Genomic DNA, 16141 nt, shown 5'->3' on the forward strand with positions numbered 1-16141 from the left:
CTGGATCCGGGAGCGAGTGGGCGTCTTTATAGCTTGACGGTCGTCGTCGAGCAAATTACGTTATGCGTAATCGAATTACGATAAAAACAACAGGTGTTCAGGAGGCTCCATGAACCTCGATTCCACAGCGTCCGAGCTGGCGTACCAATCGGGCTTCGGCAACGAGTTTGCCAGTGAAGCGCTGCCCGGCGCGCTACCTGCCGGTCAGAACTCCCCGCAAAAGGCCCCGTATGGTCTCTACGCCGAGTTGTTTTCCGGTACGGCGTTCACCATGGCGCGCAGCGAGGCGCGGCGTACCTGGATGTATCGCATTCGGCCATCGGCCAACCATCCGGCTTTCGTCAAGCTGGAACACCAACTGGCCGGCGGGGCGCTGGGCGAGGTCACCCCCAATCGCCTGCGCTGGAACCCGTTGGACATCCCCGCCGACCCCACCGACTTCATCGACGGGCTGGTGCGCATGGCGGCCAATGCCGGCCAGGACAAGCCCGCCGGCATCAGCATCTTTCACTACCGGGCCACCCGCTCCATGGAGCGGGTGTTCTTCAATGCCGACGGCGAGTGGCTGATCGTGCCGCAGTCGGGGCGACTGCGGATCATCACCGAGCTGGGGATACTGGAGCTGGCGCCGCTGGAAATCGCCGTGCTGCCTCGCGGTCTGAAATTTCGCGTCGAGCTGCTCGATCCGCAGGCTCGCGGCTACCTCGCCGAGAACCATGGCGCGCCGTTGCGCCTGCCTGATCTCGGCCCCATCGGTAGCAACGGCCTGGCCAACCCACGGGACTTCCTGGCGCCGGTCGCGCATTACGAGAACCTCCCGCAGCCGACCACGCTGGTGCAGAAGTTCCTCGGTGAGTTGTGGGCTTGCGAACTGGATCATTCGCCGTTCGACGTCGTGGCCTGGCACGGCAACAACGTGCCGTACAAGTATGACCTGCGCCGGTTCAACACTATCGGCACGGTCAGCTTCGATCATCCGGACCCTTCGATCTTCACGGTATTGACCTCGCCCACCAGCGTCCATGGCCTGGCCAACCTCGACTTCGTGATCTTCCCGCCGCGCTGGATGGTGGCGGAAAAAACCTTCCGTCCGCCGTGGTTCCACCGCAACCTGATGAACGAATTCATGGGGCTGATCCAGGGCGCCTACGATGCCAAGGCCGAAGGTTTCCTGCCGGGGGGCGCGTCCTTGCACAGTTGCATGAGCGCCCATGGTCCGGACGGCGAAACCTGCACCAAGGCGATCAATGCCGAGCTGTCCCCGGTGAAAATCGATAACACCATGGCCTTCATGTTCGAAACCAGCCAGGTGCTGCGCCCGAGCCGTTTCGCCCTGGACTGCCCGCAACTGCAAACCGACTACGATGCCTGTTGGGCTTCGCTGCCCGTCACGTTCGACCCGACCCGGAGATAATCATGACCCAAGTTTCCCCTGCCCGTAGCTGGGTTGCCTCCGCCAACGGCCATGCCGATTTCCCGCTGCAGAACCTGCCGCTGGGGATCTTCAGCGTCGGCGGCGGTGCTCCCCGTAGCGGTGTTGCCATTGGCGACCATGTGTTCGATTTGCAGGCCGCGCTGCAGGCCGGCCTGTTCGATGGCGCGGCGCGTGAAGCCGTCGAAGCCATGAGCGGCGGCCAGTTGAACGCATTTTTCGAGCTGGGTCGCAATGCCCGGGTGGCCTTGCGCGAACGGCTGCTGACCTTGCTGAGCGAAGACAGTGCGCAACGCGAGCAGATCCTGGCCCAAGGGGCGAAGATGCTTCCTCTGGCGACGGATTGTCGGATGCACCTGCCAGCGAAAATCAACGACTACACCGACTTCTACGTCGGCATCGAACATGCGCAGAACGTCGGCAAGCTGTTTCGTCCCGATAACCCGCTGTTGCCCAACTACAAATACGTGCCCATCGGTTACCACGGTCGCGCCTCGACCATCCGCCCGTCTGGCACCGATGTGCGCCGCCCCAAGGGCCAGACCCTGCCCGCCGGCCAGGCCGAGCCGACCTTCGGCCCCTGCGCGCGGCTGGACTACGAACTGGAGCTGGGGATCTGGATCGGCAAGGGCAATGCACTGGGCGAGCCCATCGCCATCGGTGATGCCGCCGACCACATCGGCGGGTTCTGCCTGCTCAACGATTGGTCAGCGCGGGACATCCAGGCCTGGGAATACCAGCCCCTTGGGCCTTTTCTGTCGAAGAGCTTCCTGACCAGTATCTCGCCGTGGGTCGTGACGGCTGAGGCCCTGGAACCGTTCCGTCGCCCTCAACCGGCGCGGCCGGCAGGCGATCCGCAACCGCTGCCGTACCTGCTGGACAAGCGTGACCAGGACGGCGGCGCCTTTGATATCGAATTGGAAGTCCTGCTGCTGACCGAAACCATGCGTGAGCAGAACCTGCCGGCCCATCGCCTGACCTTGAGCAACACCCGCTACATGTATTGGACCGTGGCGCAAATGGTCGCACACCACAGCGTCAATGGCTGCCAGCTGCAGGCCGGCGACCTGTTCGGCTCGGGTACGTTGTCGGGGCCGGAAAACGGTCAGTTCGGCAGCTTGCTGGAGATCACCGAAGGCGGCAGGAAACCCGTCGAACTGGCGTCCGGCGAAGTGCGCAAATTCCTTGAGGATGGCGACGAAATCATCCTGCGGGCCCGTTGCAGCCGTGACGGTGTCGCATCCATCGGTTTCGGCGAATGCCGGGGCAAGATCCTGCCGGCGCGGTGAGGAGCAAGCATGGAACTCTATACCTATTACCGCTCCACCTCGTCTTATCGGGTGCGCATCGTCCTGGCACTCAAGGGGCTGGATTACCGTGCCGTGCCGGTCAACCTGATCGCACCGCTGGGGGGCGAACATCGTCAGCCGGCCTACCTCGCGATCAACCCGCAAGGGCGGGTACCGGCGCTGCGCACCGATGAGGGGGCGCTGCTGGTGCAATCGCCTGCCATCATCGAGTACCTGGAGGAGCGTTATCCACAGGTGCCGCTGCTCAGCCCGGACCTGGCGGTTCGAGCTCATGAACGTGGCGTCGCCGCCCTGATCGGTTGCGACATTCACCCCCTGCACAACGTCAGCGTGCTCAACAAACTGCGGCAGTGGGGGCATGATGAAACGCAGGTGACGGAGTGGATCGGGCACTGGATCAGCCAGGGGCTGGCGGCGGTGGAGCAGTTGATCGGCGACGAAGGCTACTGTTTCGGCCCCGCGCCAGGGTTGGCGGACGTCTACCTGATCCCGCAGTTGTATGCGGCTGAGCGTTTCAACGTGTCCTTGCAAGGGTATCCGCGGATTCGTCGTGTTGCGGCGCTGGCGGCTGCCCATGCTGCGTTCCAGAAAGCGCATCCGGCGAATCAGGTGGATACTCCTGCCAGCTGAGATTGGGGCTGGCTGATGTGACGCTATCGCGAGCAGGTTCGCTCCCACATTTTGGTTCGCGTTGCACGCGGTCCTGTGTGGGAGCGAGCCTGCTCGCGATGGCGGCCTGACAGTCAACAAGAATGCTGCCAGTCCTGCAGATCAATGCACAATCGAATTCGGCGGCAGATGTCCCAGACGTTCCGTCAGCCGGATCCGCTGGATCGGATCGTCGCTGAGCATCAGCGCATGTTCCAGGTCGAAGCGTTCGGCATTGGGACAGTCGAGCCGCTGGTACAGGCTGGCGCGGGCCAGGTAATCGGCGGCGCTGGCGTTGCCCAGTTCCAGGACCCGTTCGGCATCGATCAGTGCGTCGATGTACTCGTCGTTGGTCAGATGCAACTGCCGTAGATTGCGTGACAGGCGCTGGAGCATCTGCAGCGGCTCGGCGCTGACCAGGTGTTCAGCCTTGAGCGGCATGTTCGAGCCATATTGGCGTTGCAACAGTTCCCGGCAGTCATTGGGATACAGCCGGCGACCGCCGCATGGATCGAGCAAGTGATCGGCACCGGGCACCCGGAGCAGGAAGTGGCCGGGAAAATTGACTCCGACCATCGGTATTTCCAGGCCTCGGGCCAGTTCCAGGGCAATCAGGGCGAGGGCCAGCGGTTGGCCGCGCTTCCTGGCCAATACCTTGTCGAGCAGCGCTGCCCGTGGACGCAGGGGTGTGAAGTCGTCCTGGGCGAACCCCAGGTTATTCAGGCAGCGCAACAAGGGCTGGCCCAGCTCCGCGGCGGGCAGCAGGGGCAGGTCATGGCTGACCCGCTGTTGCAGATCCCTGAAATCCTTCAGCAAAGCTGGTACGTCGACGTTGCGGTCATGCTCGGCAGCGATCCACAACGCCGCTTCGAACAGCGCCGCAGGCGACCGGTGCAGACATTCAAAAAAGGCTTGGCGCGGTTTCATCACACTCTCCGGACATTGCCTCGTTTTAGCTCTGCCATGGGCTTTCGTCCAGTCTCAGAGAGATGTGGTAACGGTTATGCCCGAAAAGATGAGAGTCGGGGCAGCTTATTCCGGCGTGCTCCAGCAAATTTCAGCTACGCGCCTATACTGGCGAAACAAACAGAAGTGATTCGGGAGCCTGTCGATGTTTGCGCTCATGCAAAGCTCCCGCCTTGAATCGCTGCACTTGAGCGTAGACCCGACAACCGGGTTGAAGGCGGTCATTGCCATTCATAGCAGCCGCCCAGGGCCAGCCTTGGGGGGATGTCGTTATCTATCCTACCCCGACGATGAAAGTGCCGTGGTCGATGCCGTGCGCCTGGCTCAGGGCATGAGCTACAAAGCCGCCTTGGCCGGCCTGCCGGTGGGCGGTGGGGTGGCGGTGATCATGCGGCCGGCCCATGTCGAAAGCCGAGCCGCGTTGTTCGAAGCCTTTGGCCGCTGTATCGAGCAACTGGACGGCCGGTACATCACCGCCATCGACAGCGGAACCTCGGTGGCCGACATGGATTGCATCGCCCAACAGACCCGTCATGTCACCAGCACCACCGCCTCGGGCGACCCGGCACCCCACGCGGCGATGGGCGTGTTTGCCGGTATTCGTGCCACGGCCATGGCCCGGCTGGGCAGCGATAATCTTGAAAGCCTGCGCGTGGCGATCCAGGGCCTGGGCAATGTCGGGTACGCCCTGGCCGAGCAGTTGCATGCGGCCGGTGCCGAACTTCTGGTCAGCGACATCGACCCCGGCAAGGTGCAACTGGCAATGGAGCAACTGGGCGCCCACCCGATTGCCAACGATGCGTTGCTCAGCACCCCTTGCGATATTCTCGCTCCCTGCGGCCTGGGCGGTGTGCTCAACAGCCACAGCGTGGCGCAGTTGCGTTGCTCGGCCGTGGCCGGCTCGGCCCATAACCAGCTGAGTAACCTGCAAGTGGCCGATCAATTGGAAAGGCGCGGGATTCTCTACGCGCCGGATTATGTGATCAACTCCGGCGGCCTGATCTACGTCGCCCTCAAGCATCGCGGCGAAGAACTGCCGACCATCACGGCCCATCTGTCGAAAATCGCTGCCCGGCTGACGGAAGTCTTCGCCCATGCCCAGGCGGAGAAACGCTCCCCGGCCCGGGTGGCGGATGAATTGGCGGAGCGCTTGCTGTATCGATAAAAACGGCTCGCAGCGGACCTTGAGCCGTCACGATCACTTGCCTGCGGCGATGATGGCGGTTTCGCTTTGCCGGGTATGAGTCAGCACGAAATGCGCCACAAGGCCGAAGATCAGGCCCCAGAATGCCGCGGCCAGCCCCAGGAAACTCATGCCCGATGCGGTCACCAGGAAAGTCATCAGGGCTGCTTCCCGCTGCTTTTCGTCCGCCATGGCGCCGGTCAGCCCGGCGCTGATTGCGCCGAACAGGGCAAGACCGGCGAGCGAGGCGATCAATTCTTTCGGCAGGGCGGAAAACACCGAGGCCAGCGTCGCGCCGAAGATGCCCATCAGAATGTAGAACAGCCCGCAGGCGATACCGGCGATGTAGCGTTTGTCACGGTCCTCATGGGCTTCGCGACCGGTGCAGATCGCTGCGGTAATGGCCGCCAGGTTCAGACCGTGGGAGCCGAAGGGCGCCATCAGGGCCGCGCCAATCGCGGTGACCGAAATGATGGAGCGCGCCGGTGTGTTGTAGCCCGCGGTCCGTAACACCGCCATACCCGGTACGTACTGGCCGGTCAACGTCACCAGCGCCAATGGCAGGCCAATATTGAAGATTGCATGCCAGCTCCATTCAGGGACGATAAAGACCGGATGAGCCACTGCAATGGTGATTGAGCCGCTGTTGAGCTCCCCGGATGCGGCGGCCATCGCGCAACCGACCACCAACACCGACAGAATCGCGTAGCGTGGCGAAAAGCGCTTGCAGATCAGGTACACCGCGATCATCGACAACACCAACGACGGCTGCAGCTTGATCGAAGTGAACAGCTCTGCGCCGAAGCGGAACAGGATGCCGGCGAGCATGGCGGCGGCGATGGCTTTGGGCAGGCGGCTCATCAGTTTGTCGAACGCGCCGGACAGACCCACCACGGCAATGATCAACGACGCCACCACGTAGGCGCCGATGGCCTGGGGCAGAGTGACGGTCGGCAGCATCGACACCAATAACGCCGCGCCCGGAGTCGACCAGGCGGTGATCACCGGAATACGCAGGCGCCAGCTCAGGAAGAGGCCGGTGATCCCGCTGCCGATGGAAATGGCCCAGATCCATGAGGACACCACGTCGTCGGCCAGATGTGCCTCCTTGGCTGCCTGGAACACGATGATGAGGGGACCTGCATAGGAAATGATCACGGCGATAAAGCCGGCGATGATCGCTGACAGGGATAGATCCTTTCTGATTGTGGCCATGGTGTCTCGACTTGGCGCAGGAACGCGCAGTGATCGGGGAGGGTTGAGTCGATTGATTCGATTATTTGTGAGTGTATTTCACCGAATTGAATTGATTCAATGGTTCGTCCGTAGGTTTCGCGATGTTTAGCATCAGTTTTTGTTTAAATAACTGAATCTATTGAAAATTTATTTTTAATGAATCGCTGTATAAGCGTCGCTTGATCATTGGATATCGAATCAATCGACTCAATTATTCGAATGTTTCCGTTTCAAGTGGCTTCGCTTCGATGTGATATGCTCGAAAATTCATCATTTCTACGATGGCAGCGATCATTCATGTGGGTCCCCCAGCTAAGCGAGTCCAACCAGCCGATGTACCTGTCGATTGCCGATGCCTTGGCGCGCGACATCGGTAACGGGGTGCTGAATGAGGGTGATCGCTTGCCGACCCTGCGGGAATTGGCCAATGCCTTGGATGTCACGCCGGGCACCATCAGTCGGGCCTATGGCGAAGCCCATCGACGTCGGCTGGTGCGAGGGGAGGTGGGGCGCGGCACCTATGTGCTCAGCCAGCAGCCATCGGACCTGCCGGCAACCCAGGGCACCGCATCGTTGAATCTTGGGCAACCCGAGCTGCTCGATCTCTCGATCATCAAGCCTTCCAGCGAAACCCTGGAGTACTGGCTGCGTGGTGCGCTGGTAGGTATGGCGAAAAGTGTCGACTTTGCCGGCGCCCTGGATTACGCCCCGGACGGCGGTCACCCGGCCCATCGTGAGGCAGGCGCGCAGTGGTTGCGCCATTCATTGCCCGATGCGCAATGGCAGCAAGTGGTGATCACCGCCGGGGCCCAGCATGGCCTGATGGTCGCGATGAGCGCCCTGACCAATGCCGGCGACCTGGTGCTCTGCGAAGCACTTTGCTACCCGGGCATCATTTCCCTGGCCCATGGTCTTGAACGTCGCCTGCGCGGTGTGCCGATGGACGACGAAGGCATCATCCCCGAGGCGTTGCGCGAACTGTGCCTGCGCGAGAAACCGGCGATGCTGGTATGCGTGGCGACGTGCCAGAATCCGACGACGGCGATCATGTCGCAAAAGCGTCGGGCTCAGATTGCGGCGCTGGCCGACGAGTTCGATTTCATCGTCCTGGACGATGATATCTACGGCTTTCTTGCCACCGATCCGTCGACCAAGCCGCTGTCGGCCTTCGCGCCGGAGCGGTCGGTGTACCTGACCAGCCTGTCGAAGTCGATCATGCCGGCGCTTCGGGTCGGTTATCTCTACAGTCCGCCGAAACTGCTGTCACGGCTGACCTCGATGGTGCGCAGCAGTGTCTGGATGCCGTCACCGTTGACCGCGCAACTGGCGAGCAATTTGATCGCCGAAGGCCTGGACAGGAAACTGGTCCGCATCCAGCGCAACGAAGCCGCCGCACGACAGGCGATTGCCCGGGAAATCTTTGCCAGCTTCGAACTCAAGACCCAGCCCTGTGCGTACCATGTCTGGTTGACGCTGCCTGAGCCCTGGAGTGGCGACGAGTTCGCCATGCTTGCGCGGGCCAACGGCGTACTGGTGCTCAGTGGCTCGCAGTTCCAGGCTGAGCGTTCCGGGACCAGCCGAAGCGTAAGGGTGGTGCTGATGTCCCCTACCAGCCAGGACGAGCTGCGTTTTGCCCTGACCAAGTTGGCCAGCCTGATCGATTCCGACCCGCGTCGTTACTATTGAGTGCCACAGTAAGCTCACTCGCTTCCTTCGGAACCTAGAAGTTCCCCGAGGGCGGCCGCGTTGCTTTTGAAGGCTGCTGCAAACGCCGCCCGGTTTTTTGCCATGAAGATGCTCGCATCCTCGGCCTGTTTCTCGTTCAGGCCTTGCACATTCTTCATCAGAACAGTGGTCAGCACCTCTGCCAATTCAAGCATCTGGTCATGGGCATCAGCGAGCTTACGGTCCAAAAACGTAGTCTCCAAATCACGTGTACTGCGGTACAGAATCTCAACAGCCATGGCTGGCCTCTCGTTTGTTTGCATGTCTGCCGCAAGCATGGGAAGCCAGGCTGCGGAATCAATAAAATCCAAGCATCACGTTGCGGGTGCGACGGTTGGTTCCGTCTCGTGCCCCTTGAAACCGATTTTTTGTGAGTACTGTATTTATATACAGGTTGCGAGGATAAGCGAATCCTTTCCCTTTGGGTAGTGGCTTTTTAATGTAGACCGGTTTCTACGTTTGTCGTGGGGTGGACGTGTTGGTTGCCAGCTTGTTGCCATCTCATTCATCGCCGCTGGCCTTTTTTCTGCATACAGAACAACCGTCACGTCCAACCCGCATCATCGGTCGAGTCGACCTAAGGAAACCGCATCGTGAAAATCAACTGGGCCGAGAACCTGCGCCAGAACGTCCATCAGTTGGCCGAATCCCTGGGCAACCTGTTCGTCGAGACGTTCCACTACCTGGCGCTGTTCGCCATCGGGGCGGTGACCGCATGGGCGGCGGTCATGGAGTTTTTGCAGATGATCGAGGCAGGGCATATCAAGATCGACGATATCCTGCTGCTGTTCATCTATCTGGAATTGGGCGCGATGGTCGGGATCTACTTCAAGACCAACCACATGCCGGTACGGTTTCTGATTTACGTGGCCATCACTGCATTGACCCGCCTGCTGATCTCCAACGTGTCCCACCATAGCCCGCCGGACCTGGGGATCATCTACCTGTGCGGCGGGATCCTGCTGTTGGCGTTCTCGATCCTGGTGGTGCGCTATGCGTCGTCGCAGTTCCCGTCGGTGAAGATCGAGCACCCGCACCGTAAGGTCGGCGCGGGTTCCAGCGAGCATGCAGAAATAGAGAAAGGAGAAATCTAGAGACTGGCGGAGGCCGCTCCCTGAGCGCGCGGTGGTGGCAGCTTGACGTTGTCGCCGCCGGTCATGGCTTCGAGGATCGCCACGGCGCTGTGTCCCTGCTCGATGGCGATGCCGAACTGAATGCTTTGCACCAGGCGCTTGAGCCGTTCGGGGTCGTTGCGCTGCTGGGCACTGATCATGCGCTTGGCGACGATCCGCCCGGCCCTGGACAGGGTCAGCATGATGCTGCCGTCGAGGCCCTGGATGCTCAGGTTGATTTGATATTGCGGCGCAAAAGCGTCGGTAATGATCTGAAAAGGGTTGTCCATGATGCGTCACCGCCTGATTGAACGTGCAGTTGTTGACCGGCCGTGATCGGGATTAGTTCGCAATACCGGACCACCGGCCATTCCATGATCGTTTTCCATCGCTGGGTACACGCAAACATCAGCTGATGCCGCCTGCGACCGCTGCGACAAGTCGATAGCAAGGGACATGCCGGAAAAACTGTCGGTCAGTGTTCGCGGCAAGATAGCCCGCGACGCTCTGGAACGGGATTCCAGTGGTTGCCCGTTTCGGGGCGGGATGTTCGTTGACGGTGCGGTGCGGTGCGCAAATTGCGAAAGATGGCGGGGCGAGGAAACTCCCGACATTAACAGCGCTTTTGCCCGTTGTCCGGCTTTATTTGCAAATCAATATTTATCTTTTTCGGGGGCTTGAATTGTTCCTCGGGCAGCCCGACTCTGTACTCAAGGGGCCGTTACGCCAACGTCGACAGGCCCCTGGCGAGCTAGCCGAAATAAGGGATGAACTATGCAAATCCAAGTCAACAGCGATAACCATATTCAAAGCAGCATCCGACTGGAGGAGTGGGTACGTACTACCATCGAAAGCACGCTCGAACGTTATGAGGAAGACCTGACACGGGTCGAGGTCCATCTGGGGGATGAGAACGGCGCCAAGCCTGGCCCCCACGATCTGCGTTGCCAGATCGAAGCCCGGCCAAAGGGCCATCAGCCGATTTCCGTGACACACAAGGCCGGTTCGCTGGAGGCCGCGATCGAGGGGGCGGCAACGAAGCTGGAGAACGCCCTGGAACATCTGTTCGGCAAGCTGCGTGGTAAACGCGCCGCTGTGGTCCAGAGCGAGTCCGTGGCCCTGGCCGATGCGATGCTGGAGGAAGAATTCCTGGAGAACGAGCGGGCCGCGCGTCACGGTTGAAGCCTCGTTTTATCTTTAATCCCAACTGAAAACGGGCCTGCATTGCAGGCCCGTTTTCGTTGGCAAGCATCATCAGCGCAAGAAGGCCTGCCGATACTCCCCAGGCGTCGCCCCCAATGCCTGGCGAAAGCGATGGGTGAAGTGACTGGCGCTGGCGAATCCGCAAGCCAGTGCCACGTCGCCCAGCGGTTGTGAGGTGTTGCGCAGCAGGTGTCGCGCCTGTGCCAGGCGTCTTGCCAACACATATTGGTGAGGTGGCAGCCCGAAGCTTTCGCGGAACATCCGGGCAAAGTGGTATTCGGACAACGCACACAGCGCCGCCAGTTGCCCGAGGCTGATGGCCTCGGCCAGGTGGCTGTCGATGTAGTCCACCAGTAACCGGCGCTGGTGCGCGGCCAGCCCGCCCTTGAGGCGCAGTCCCTGGCGTTGGCCGACCTGGCTGAGCAGCAGATGATTGAGCAAGTCGTGGGCCAGGCTGGTCGTCAGCAGGCGTTCGCCGGGTTCATTCCAATTCAGGGCGATCAACTGGCGAAAGCGTTGCGCCTGTTGCTCATCGTCGAGGAAGGTCGCCTCGCGCAGTTGCACTTGCCGGGGTTCGCGATCCAGCAGCGTGACGCAACCGAGGGCGAACTGTTCGGCACTGAAGTACAGATGGGCGAGGCGAATGTCGCCGTTGATGACCCAGGCCGATTCATGGTCCGCCGGCAGGACGCAGAGTTTGTCAGGGGCCCCGAGCGTGTCGGGCCGTTCGCGACGAAAGGTACCGGTGCCGCCGGCGATGTAGCAGGACAGCGTGTGGTGGGTCGGCGCCTCGTAGTCCCGGGCGTCGTGATGATTGGTCCACAAGGCGGCCGCCATGCCGTCACCGAGCTCGGCACTGTGCTCCAGGCGGGCATTGGGCGAGCTGTTGAGGGCTTGGAAGACTTGCAGGGTTTGCAGTGTGGGCATGATCGGTTATCTCCAACGCCTTGCATCCTACTCCGTTGGAAGTCCCGTGCCAGCCTCACGCCGACAAAACCGCAAGTTTACGCAAGTGCTCCGTGGGCGACGGCGTGACACTGAACGCCATTGTCAGGAGCCGTCACCATGAACCTCTCGCTTTACCTGCTTACCGTGCTCATTTGGGGCACCACCTGGATTGCGCTGAAGCTGCAACTGGGCGTCGTCGCCATCCCGGTATCGATTGTCTATCGCTTCGGTCTCGCGGCCCTGATCCTGTTCGCAATGCTCCTGCTCAGCCGGCGCCTGCAGGTGATGAACCGCCGTGGTCATTTGATCTGCCTGGCCCAGGGGCTGTGCCTGTTCTGCATCAATTTCATGTGTTTCCTCACGGCCAGCCAGTGGATTCCCAGTGGCCTGGTGGCGGTGGTGTTTTCCACGGCGACGCTGTGGAATGCCCTCAATGCCCGGGTGTTCTTCGGCCAGCGGATCGCCCGTAATGTACTGTTGGGCGGTGCGTTGGGGTTACTGGGGCTGGGGCTGTTGTTCTGGCCGGAACTGGCCGGCCATCAAGCGAGCCCGCAGACGCTGCTCGGATTGGCGTTGGCATTGCTGGGAACCTTGTGTTTTTCGGCGGGCAACATGCTCTCGAGCCTGCAACAAAAAGCCGGGCTCAAGCCGTTGACCACCAATGCCTGGGGCATGGCCTACGGTGCGATGATGTTGGCGGGTTGGTGCCTGTTCAACGGGATTGCTTTCGACATGGAATGGAACCTGCGCTACATCGGTTCGCTGCTGTACCTGGTGATCCCGGGTTCGGTGATCGGCTTCACCGCTTACCTGACGCTGGTAGGGCGCATGGGGCCGGAGCGAGCTGCATATTGCACGGTGCTGTTCCCGGTGGTGGCGTTGAATGTCTCGGCGTTTGTCGAAGGCTACCAGTGGACGATGCCGGCGTTGGCCGGGCTGGTATTGGTGATGCTGGGGAACGTGCTGGTATTTCGCAAGCCTCGTTCAGCGGCGACCGGTGTCGCACTGGGCGCCCGCTGAATGGGCTGTGAGAGGGGTTACTTCCAGACCTGCGGATTGACCAGGTTCTGTGGTCGTTCACCCAGCAACGCACTGCGCAAGTTATCCACCGCGAGATTGGCCATGGCTTCACGGGTTTCGTGGGTCGCCGAGCCGATATGCGGCAGGGTGACGGCGTTCTTCAGCTGGAACAGCGGCGAATCGGCCAACGGTTCCTTCTCGTAGACGTCCAGGCCTGCGCCGCGGATGCGGTTGTTCTGCAAGGCCTCGATCAGCGCCGGCTCATCCACTACCGGGCCGCGGGAAATGTTGATCAGGATGGCGCTGGGCTTCATCAGCGACAGTTCCCGTTGCCCGATCAGGTGGCGGGTCTTCTCGCTCAGGGGCACGACGAGGCAGACGAAGTCCGCCTCGGCCAGCAATTGGTCCAACTCGCGAAACTGCGCGCCCAGCTGGTTTTCCAGTTCGGTCTTGCGGCTGTTGCCGCTGTACAGTATCGGCATGTTGAACCCCAACCGGCCACGCCGGGCGACGGCTGCGCCGATGTTGCCCATGCCGACGATGCCCAGGGTCTTGCCGTGCACGTCGCTGCCGAACAGTTGCGGCCCCACCGTCGCCTGCCATTGTCCGGCTTTGGTCCAGGCGTCCAGTTCGGCGACGCGACGGGCGCTGCTCATCAGCAGGGCGAAGGCCAGGTCGGCGGTGCTTTCGGTCAGCACATCGGGAGTGTTGGTGAGCATGATCCCGCGTTCGTTGAAGTAGGCCAGGTCGTAGTTGTCGTAACCCACCGAAACACTGGCGACCACCTGCAGGTTCGCGGCATCTTGCAGTTGCTCGCGACCGAGTTTACGACCGACACCGATCAGGCCGTGGGCGTGGGGCAAAGCTTCGTTGAACTGTGCATTGATGTCGCCCTTCGATGGGTTCGGCACGATCACGTCGAAATCCTGTTGCAGGCGCTCGACCATCTGGGGTGTGACACGGCTGAAGGCAAGTACGGTTTTTTTCATCGCGCAAGGCTCGTCTTGGAGGCAATACCAAGCACGCTAACATTCTCAGCGAGGGTTAGGCGAGGGGGGAGTGCAGGTTAAGCGCTGGAATGACCTGTGGGAGCGAGCCTGCTCGCGATGGCGGCGGTTCAGTCAGCGTTGATGTTGTCTGACATAGCGCTATCGCGAGCAGGCTCGCTCCCACAAGGGGTCTTTATGTCGTCTCTAAGCCGCCCGTAGCGAAATAAACGCGTAATCGGGGGTCGCCTCTGTGACCACTCGCGCGCCGCCGGCCATGACCTCGCGGGCGACGTCATCCCCGGACAGATGGAATTGCCATTCACCGGTTTCCTGCGCCGTGGGCCGCAAGCGCACCTGATCGATGGCGGCCGCGAACGCTGCCATCTCCGGCAGATAGGCGGTAAACCCGTCGCCTTTCAGCGCGGTGGTACGGATCCCAAGGGCCGCACAGATGCGGTCCTTGATCGCGATTTCTTCACGATCAGCCTGGCGGGAACGTTCGATCAGCCCGGCCAGTTCTTCATCGACCAGTGTCCCGCCGACGATCAGTTGCGGTCCGGTTTCCCAGGATTCCGGCGGGCAGTCCTTGGCGGCAGGAGTGAGCGGGATGTGCGGGTTGATTTCCATCGGATAGATGCGGCACACCAGCGGGCGACGTTCGTAGATGCGGCAGAGGTTTTCTTCGTCGAGATTATGGCAACGGCCGGCGTTATAAGCGGCGAAGGTGATCGCCACGAAGGCATCGCTGCCGCCGCTCCGAACCCTGACGGAACGGCGTTCGGCATGCTCGCGTTGCGCCATCGGCAGGCCGAGGCCATTGGGTAGGAAGCCTTCCACCAGGACAATGACCTGGCCGCCATCGCTCGCCCACATCCGGGCTTCGTCGAGGGTCAGGGGAACGTGGTGATCGGAGCAGCATTTGCCGCAGCCTACGCAGGAAAACCTTGTATTCATTGAGCGACCGGTCGAGAACTGGAAGACGGCGACAGAAAAACGCCGTGACGAGCCTCGCGAAGCAAGTTATGCGCCACTCATTACTCGGTTGTGGCGGATCGGATCGAGTCCCATTCGGTCACATGGGCGGTCTTGGTTTTCTTGCGGTAGAGGCACAGCTCGGTACCGGTCGCCCCTTTCATGTGTTTCTGCGGGTATTGGCCTTGTAGCAACAGGGCGGTGTAGCCGACCCGGTCGTCGAATTGCGCGGCGGTGCCCACCGGTTCGGCGTTCTTCAAGCCGCTGGCCTTGATGCAACTGGCCAGCACAGCTTTGTCGTAAGCGGCCCAGGCCTCCGGGCTGGAAGCGTGGGCCTGGGCGGCCAGGGCAGCGAAGCCAAGGAAAATCAATGTGCGGGTTTTCATCGGGATGCCTCGTTCCGGAAAGTCAGGGCAAGAGTATGCCTGAGGTTGCCGGACCCTGATCACTCCCACGCCGGAGCGCAGAAGCGAGCCATCGGTATAACTCAGTGACCTTGCTCGGCCACCGCCTTGGCTGCGGTGATCAGGCACTTGGTCAGTTCTGGCGAGGAAAACTTGGTCAGTACCCCGTTGGCGCCGGCCAGGCGGGCCTTCTCGCTGTTCATGGCGCTGTCCAGCGAGGTGTGCAGCAACACGTAGAGGTGAGCAAAGTCCGGTGTTTCCCGAAGGGTGCGGGTGAGGGCGTAACCGTCCATCTCCGACATTTCGATATCGGAGACGATGAGGTTGATCTGCCCGGCCGTGCCTTGCAGGTCCAACAGGCATTCGATGGCTTCCTTGGCGCTGCGGGCGGTGTGGCATTGCAGGCCCAGGTTGCGCAGGGTGTGCACCGATTGCTGCAGCGCCACCTGGCTGTCGTCGACCACCAGGATCCGTGCGTTGCCCAGTACTTCGGCGTCTTCCATGCTCAGTTCGGTGGGCGCGGTTTCGATCTGCGCCGGGGCGATGCCATGGATAACTTTCTCGATGTCCAGCACCTGCACCAGCGTGCCGTCCACTGACGTTACGCCGGTGATGAACGCTCGGTTACCGCCGGAGCCGTAAGGCGGTGGCTTGATGTCGGTGGTCAGGCAGTGGACGATCTTGCTCACCGCCTGCACATGCAGACCCTGCTTGGAGCGGCTGACGTCGGTAACGATCAGGCAACCACCATCCGGATCTTCCAGGGGCCGCTCGCCGATGGCGCGGCTCAGGTCAATCACCGACAGCGATGTGCCACGCAGGGTCGCGATGCCTTTTACGTGCGGGTGCGATTCCGGCAGTTTGGTCAGTGGCGGGCACGGAATGATCTCACTGACTTTGAGCAGGTTGATTGCCATCAGCTTGCCGCTGCGCAAGGTAAACAGCAGAAGCGAAAGTGAATCTGCGCGGGCTTTGTTGGAAGACATAAAAACC

Annotated in this window: 17 protein-coding genes; 8 read left to right on the forward strand and 9 right to left on the reverse strand. The window is 61.2% G+C overall.

The features are described from left to right. Positions 1–109: 109 nt before the first annotated feature. The 3 genes from hmgA to maiA are packed head-to-tail and all read left to right on the forward strand — an operon-like array spanning position 110 to position 3372. Positions 110–1414 (forward strand): homogentisate 1,2-dioxygenase, encoded by a 1305-nt coding sequence (gene hmgA / locus FBX99_RS08385; protein WP_144922945.1) that lies wholly within the window; start codon positions 110–112, stop codon positions 1412–1414. 2 nt (positions 1415–1416) lie between these two features. Beyond that, positions 1417–2721, forward strand: coding sequence for a fumarylacetoacetase (fahA, locus tag FBX99_RS08390; protein WP_145131221.1), 1305 nt, complete (start codon positions 1417–1419; stop codon positions 2719–2721). A 9-nt stretch (positions 2722–2730) separates the two neighbouring features. Further along, a complete protein-coding gene (maiA, locus tag FBX99_RS08395; RefSeq protein ID WP_144922951.1) occupies positions 2731–3372 on the forward strand; it encodes a maleylacetoacetate isomerase in 642 nt (213 codons plus the stop codon). A gap of 141 nt (positions 3373–3513) precedes the next feature. On the opposite strand, the gene FBX99_RS08400 is transcribed toward maiA, so the two are convergent. Then, positions 3514–4317, reverse strand: coding sequence for a SirB1 family protein (locus tag FBX99_RS08400; RefSeq protein WP_144922954.1), 804 nt, complete (start codon positions 4315–4317; stop codon positions 3514–3516). A gap of 184 nt (positions 4318–4501) precedes the next feature. Between FBX99_RS08400 and FBX99_RS08405 the strand changes: the two genes are divergently transcribed. After that, positions 4502–5521 carry a Glu/Leu/Phe/Val dehydrogenase dimerization domain-containing protein gene (locus tag FBX99_RS08405; protein WP_041022375.1) on the forward strand — a complete coding sequence of 340 codons (1020 nt, stop codon included), beginning with the start codon at positions 4502–4504 and terminating at the stop codon, positions 5519–5521. Between the two features lie 33 nt (positions 5522–5554). Here FBX99_RS08405 and FBX99_RS08410 read toward each other — a convergent pair whose 3' ends face one another. Next, positions 5555–6754: a benzoate/H(+) symporter BenE family transporter gene (locus tag FBX99_RS08410; protein ID WP_144922957.1), complete on the reverse strand. Its 1200-nt coding sequence runs from the start codon at positions 6752–6754 to the stop codon at positions 5555–5557. Between the two features lie 318 nt (positions 6755–7072). Here FBX99_RS08410 and FBX99_RS08415 point away from each other — a divergent pair, with 318 nt between their 5' ends. Then, positions 7073–8461: a PLP-dependent aminotransferase family protein gene (locus FBX99_RS08415; protein ID WP_145131223.1), complete on the forward strand. Its 1389-nt coding sequence runs from the start codon at positions 7073–7075 to the stop codon at positions 8459–8461. Positions 8462–8475: 14 nt separating this feature from the next. Here the strand turns inward: FBX99_RS08415 and FBX99_RS08420 are convergent, their stop codons facing one another. Next, positions 8476–8739: a YebG family protein gene (locus FBX99_RS08420; protein ID WP_144922963.1), complete on the reverse strand. Its 264-nt coding sequence runs from the start codon at positions 8737–8739 to the stop codon at positions 8476–8478. 354 nt (positions 8740–9093) lie between these two features. On the opposite strand from FBX99_RS08420, the gene FBX99_RS08425 reads away from it, so the two are divergent. Then, positions 9094–9594, forward strand: coding sequence for a phosphate-starvation-inducible protein PsiE (locus FBX99_RS08425; protein WP_041022371.1), 501 nt, complete (start codon positions 9094–9096; stop codon positions 9592–9594). Here the strand turns inward: FBX99_RS08425 and FBX99_RS08430 are convergent. Next, the gene (locus FBX99_RS08430) at positions 9591–9902 is read right to left on the reverse strand and encodes a DUF3509 domain-containing protein (protein WP_144922966.1); all 312 of its coding nucleotides are present in this window, start codon (positions 9900–9902) and stop codon (positions 9591–9593) included. The two genes, FBX99_RS08425 and FBX99_RS08430, sit on opposite strands and share 4 nt — an antisense overlap. A 484-nt stretch (positions 9903–10386) precedes the next feature. Here FBX99_RS08430 and FBX99_RS08435 point away from each other — a divergent pair, with 484 nt between their 5' ends. Further along, positions 10387–10794, forward strand: coding sequence for an HPF/RaiA family ribosome-associated protein (locus FBX99_RS08435; RefSeq protein WP_144922967.1), 408 nt, complete (start codon positions 10387–10389; stop codon positions 10792–10794). Positions 10795–10866: 72 nt separating this feature from the next. Here the strand turns inward: FBX99_RS08435 and FBX99_RS08440 are convergent, their stop codons facing one another. After that, complete coding sequence (locus FBX99_RS08440; protein ID WP_144922970.1) at positions 10867–11742, reverse strand: helix-turn-helix domain-containing protein; 876 nt, start codon at positions 11740–11742, stop codon at positions 10867–10869. A gap of 138 nt (positions 11743–11880) precedes the next feature. Between FBX99_RS08440 and FBX99_RS08445 the strand changes: the two genes are divergently transcribed. Next, positions 11881–12783, forward strand: a complete 903-nt coding sequence (locus tag FBX99_RS08445) for a DMT family transporter (RefSeq protein WP_144922973.1) — start codon at positions 11881–11883, stop codon at positions 12781–12783. A gap of 17 nt (positions 12784–12800) precedes the next feature. Here FBX99_RS08445 and FBX99_RS08450 read toward each other — a convergent pair whose 3' ends face one another. From FBX99_RS08450 to FBX99_RS08465, 4 genes are all read right to left on the reverse strand, one after another. Next, positions 12801–13772 carry a D-glycerate dehydrogenase gene (locus tag FBX99_RS08450; protein WP_144922977.1) on the reverse strand — a complete coding sequence of 324 codons (972 nt, stop codon included), beginning with the start codon at positions 13770–13772 and terminating at the stop codon, positions 12801–12803. A gap of 204 nt (positions 13773–13976) precedes the next feature. Further along, positions 13977–14726 (reverse strand): YkgJ family cysteine cluster protein, encoded by a 750-nt coding sequence (locus tag FBX99_RS08455; RefSeq protein WP_144922980.1) that lies wholly within the window; start codon positions 14724–14726, stop codon positions 13977–13979. A gap of 80 nt (positions 14727–14806) precedes the next feature. Beyond that, entirely contained in the window at positions 14807–15130 is a 324-nt protein-coding gene (locus tag FBX99_RS08460) for a hypothetical protein (protein ID WP_144922983.1), read from the reverse strand. A 101-nt stretch (positions 15131–15231) separates the two neighbouring features. Continuing rightward, a complete protein-coding gene (locus tag FBX99_RS08465) occupies positions 15232–16134 on the reverse strand; it encodes a chemotaxis protein CheV (protein ID WP_047699646.1) in 903 nt (300 codons plus the stop codon). Between the last annotated feature and the right edge of the window lie 7 nt (positions 16135–16141).

This window comes from Pseudomonas sp. SJZ074, from assembly GCF_007828215.1.
Classification (GTDB): domain Bacteria; phylum Pseudomonadota; class Gammaproteobacteria; order Pseudomonadales; family Pseudomonadaceae; genus Aquipseudomonas.

Coding starts and splice junctions, on each gene's coding strand:
- hmgA (WP_144922945.1), top strand. CDS start 110: ATGAACCTCGATTCCACAGCGTCCGAGCTGGCGTACCAATCGGGCTTC.
- fahA (WP_145131221.1), top strand. CDS start 1,417: ATGACCCAAGTTTCCCCTGCCCGTAGCTGGGTTGCCTCCGCCAACGGC.
- maiA (WP_144922951.1), top strand. CDS start 2,731: ATGGAACTCTATACCTATTACCGCTCCACCTCGTCTTATCGGGTGCGC.
- FBX99_RS08400 (WP_144922954.1), bottom strand. CDS start 4,317: ATGAAACCGCGCCAAGCCTTTTTTGAATGTCTGCACCGGTCGCCTGCG.
- FBX99_RS08405 (WP_041022375.1), top strand. CDS start 4,502: ATGTTTGCGCTCATGCAAAGCTCCCGCCTTGAATCGCTGCACTTGAGC.
- FBX99_RS08410 (WP_144922957.1), bottom strand. CDS start 6,754: ATGGCCACAATCAGAAAGGATCTATCCCTGTCAGCGATCATCGCCGGC.
- FBX99_RS08415 (WP_145131223.1), top strand. CDS start 7,073: ATGTGGGTCCCCCAGCTAAGCGAGTCCAACCAGCCGATGTACCTGTCG.
- FBX99_RS08420 (WP_144922963.1), bottom strand. CDS start 8,739: ATGGCTGTTGAGATTCTGTACCGCAGTACACGTGATTTGGAGACTACG.
- FBX99_RS08430 (WP_144922966.1), bottom strand. CDS start 9,902: ATGGACAACCCTTTTCAGATCATTACCGACGCTTTTGCGCCGCAATAT.
- FBX99_RS08435 (WP_144922967.1), top strand. CDS start 10,387: ATGCAAATCCAAGTCAACAGCGATAACCATATTCAAAGCAGCATCCGA.
- FBX99_RS08440 (WP_144922970.1), bottom strand. CDS start 11,742: ATGCCCACACTGCAAACCCTGCAAGTCTTCCAAGCCCTCAACAGCTCG.
- FBX99_RS08445 (WP_144922973.1), top strand. CDS start 11,881: ATGAACCTCTCGCTTTACCTGCTTACCGTGCTCATTTGGGGCACCACC.
- FBX99_RS08450 (WP_144922977.1), bottom strand. CDS start 13,772: ATGAAAAAAACCGTACTTGCCTTCAGCCGTGTCACACCCCAGATGGTC.
- FBX99_RS08455 (WP_144922980.1), bottom strand. CDS start 14,726: ATGAATACAAGGTTTTCCTGCGTAGGCTGCGGCAAATGCTGCTCCGAT.
- FBX99_RS08460 (WP_144922983.1), bottom strand. CDS start 15,130: ATGAAAACCCGCACATTGATTTTCCTTGGCTTCGCTGCCCTGGCCGCC.
- FBX99_RS08465 (WP_047699646.1), bottom strand. CDS start 16,134: ATGTCTTCCAACAAAGCCCGCGCAGATTCACTTTCGCTTCTGCTGTTT.